The organism is Candidatus Jordarchaeum sp. (assembly GCF_052745115.1).
Genome location: NZ_JBRAKS010000429.1, coordinates 1 through 2,913 on the forward strand (window position 1 = coordinate 1; position 2,913 = coordinate 2,913).

The 2,913-nt window shown below is 40.8% G+C and carries 3 protein-coding genes; all 3 read right to left on the minus strand.

Annotated elements, in window-relative coordinates:
• Window positions 1–447 precede the first annotated feature (447 nt).
• Window positions 448–864: a type II toxin-antitoxin system VapC family toxin gene (locus ACUVXA_RS19070; RefSeq protein ID WP_445872876.1), complete on the minus strand. Its 417-nt coding sequence runs from the start codon at window positions 862–864 to the stop codon at window positions 448–450.
• Window positions 851–1,078 carry a type II toxin-antitoxin system VapB family antitoxin gene (gene vapB / locus ACUVXA_RS19075; RefSeq protein ID WP_445872877.1) on the minus strand — a complete coding sequence of 76 codons (228 nt, stop codon included), beginning with the start codon at window positions 1,076–1,078 and terminating at the stop codon, window positions 851–853. Before vapB ends, ACUVXA_RS19070 begins: the two co-directional genes overlap by 14 nt.
• Window positions 1,079–1,441: 363 nt before the next feature.
• Window positions 1,442–2,494 (minus strand): ParB/RepB/Spo0J family partition protein, encoded by a 1,053-nt coding sequence (locus ACUVXA_RS19080; protein ID WP_445872878.1) that lies wholly within the window; start codon window positions 2,492–2,494, stop codon window positions 1,442–1,444.
• Window positions 2,495–2,913: the final 419 nt, after the last annotated feature.

Sequence of the window (2,913 nt, forward strand, 5' to 3'; positions counted from 1 at the left end):
AAACTGAGATACCATAAGTACAAGAAAAGAATTTGGGCTTAACTTAATGACATTGGGCTTTAAGGTGGGGAGAGGGGTCATTATGATTCCAATGGAGGGCTTGAAGAAGATAACGGACTATCTAGAAGGGAGAAAGGTCGACTACAAACTAAGATATGTTTGGGCCTAAAAAACAAGGGACGACCACGCAAGACTCAATTTTGAAAGTTTGCTGCAAAGCCTAAGCGGCAAACGAGTCGGTAAACTGAATCCTAAGACTCTGCCGATGTCGATATACTTTTGAAATGATCCATGGAATACCAAAAATCTGCTACAAAGAAAAAAAGGACAGAAAAATTGGGCGTCTCACACTTGCTCCAAGCATCCAGAAAATAGTGAGAACCAGCTTCCCCTATTGATAAGTTTTCTTAGCGACTTATAGTGAGAGTTGCAGTAACAAAAAGTTTCTCACTCGATGTATGTTACATCCACACCTATCTTTTTCGCCGCTTCTTCCTGTCTTTTATCGCTAGTGATCAACTTAGCACTCAGAGTCTTTGTTTGTGCTAGAAATAAGCCGTCGTAGATGGGGATGTTGCACTCTATGGAAATTTTTAGAGCCTTTTTAAGGTATTTCTTGTTTGGTTCTACAATTATTACCTCTTCATTTGCAAGTTTCATCATCTGCTCATAGAGTCCGAAAGCCTGTTCTACTGTTATTAGCCTGTATTTTTCAGCGTATTTCCATATTGCATTCGTCCCTTCTACGATTAGCATGTCTACTGCGTGGGGTTCTAAGCTTGGATTCAGGTGGGGAACTACTTTTTCCCAGTTTTCTTCTCTCATTAAAAATTTTGAAAAAGCAGAGGTGTCAATGACTATCACGGTCTTCCCTCACCAGCTTTTGTGCGGTTCCTTTTGGTGCCTCTGGGAGGGATTGAATATAAGCTATTGCTTCCTGCAAGACTTTTCTTTTCTTATGTTCCTCGATTTTACTTTCGATGAATTCCCTTATTTCCCTGCTCCAGTTAATCTTGCTCTTCAATTTATCCATTTCGTTTTTAATTTCTGGCGGGATGCGAATGCTGAAAACAGTCATGTAATTCACCTAAGAATAAGTTTGTAATACAAAATATAAAAATTTTGTGCTACAGAACACGGTGAAACCGTAACCCGTGGACATCTGAATTCTACTTCTTCAACCTTTCAAGAGGATTAAACCCATTTTTCACGGGGATTTGAGAATCCTTTGGTGGGGTTGCGAAGCTTCTTATCATCATGCTTCCGATTTTTGAGAGAATAAGTATGTTAAGCGAGTGAAAAACGCGACAACCTGGCCATACATTAAGAAAAGTACAATTAACAAATAGTGTCGCAGAATCCGAAATATCGGTTTAAACACCGCTTTTTTAGAACTGTTAGCATAGGCTTTTAGGCGGCTGATTTTTTGGGGGTGGTTTTGCTAGAGGTATCCTTGTTGTTTTAGGTGGTTTTCTACTATTTTTATTATGGTTGCTTCTGTGGTGGTTTTCCTGTTGGGGTTTGTTTTTGACTGATATTTTTCTAGTGCTTGGACTATTCTGTTTGGGAGGGTTAGTTGGATGCGGTTGCTCATTTTTGTTTTTGTGTTTGTGTTTGTGTTTAGTTTGTTTAGGGCTTGTTGGGGGGTTATCTTATTCCCTTGTTTGTGTTCTGTTCTTAGGGTTTTGCATAGTTTTGTTATGGGTACGCTGTTTTGGGTGATGATTTTTAGGATTTCTGTTTCGAGTTGTTCTTGTTTTTGGGGGCCGGCTATTTCTGTTGCGGTGGCTTGGATTTGTATGGTTGTGTTTCTGGTTAGTTTTTTGGGGTTGATGTCCAATTCTTGGATGTGTTGTTTGTGGCGTGTTAGAAAGTCTTGGTGTGCTATGTAGGAGGCTACTGCTTTTCTTTTGCTTTCTGGGTTTTTTCCGCCTATTCCGTAGGTTTCGCCGATTTTTTGATAGGTCCAGTCTGGGTGGCGTTGCTTGATTTTCCATAGGAACTGGGATATTTCGGTGTCGGTTAGGTTTTTTCGGTTGTAGTTTTCTTTGAAGCTTAGGGTTTCGGCTTCTTCGGGTGTCAGATCTTCGGTGTAGTCTACGTCGATGTATTCTTGCTTGTTTAGTACTGCGGCTCTGATTCTTCTCCATCCCTGCACTGCGAATATTTCTCCGTTTTCGCCGTCTCCGAATTTTTTGAAGGAGCAGACTAGTGGTGTGTGGATTATGCCGTCTTTTTTTATGCTTTCGGCGAGTTCTTCCACGTCGGCCCACCCGGAGTTTCTGCCTTCGCTTTTTGTCCAGTCGTATTTGTGTCGGGATGTGGCGTATGTTTGGTACTCCTGTTCCCCGAGCTTTATGTTGAATCGTTTGATCATTTTGGGGTCGATTTTGATTCTTTTCCGATATATTTTCTGCATGAGGGGCAGGTCATGGGGTTGCTGCCCCACATCTCCCTCATCCGGATTTTCCAGCTTCAGTTTTTCCTCCATCACAGTGTTTGCCGCCCTCATCAATTTTTAGCATCTTTGTTACTTTTTGTTGAAGGCTGCATATAAATTTTTGCATTATGAAGCTTCATTGCATAATTTGTTGAGATTTTAATGCATCCCTATTAGATAACTGAAATTTCTTCAAATCAAATTTAAACCCATTTTTCACCGTATACGGGAAGTATACGCTTGTGTTTTGCTCACAAGTTTCCCCGGAAAGAAGCATTTTTAAGCCCCCGAAACAAGGGAATAAACAACCACATAATTAACGAGAAACACACCTGAACAAAATTAATAGAAAAGGTGGGCACATTTTCTAAAAGCACATGGTTGCCCAAAATAAGGTCATTCCAGACCACTCACCGGATGAAAGGCGCCCCACACACCTTTCACATACGGGCGCAAAATAAAATGATACAACC

Excerpts from the sequence above, each read along its gene's own strand:
- vapB (WP_445872877.1), bottom strand. The coding sequence starts at position 1,078 with ATGACTGTTTTCAGCATTCGCATCCCGCCAGAAATTAAAAACGAAATG.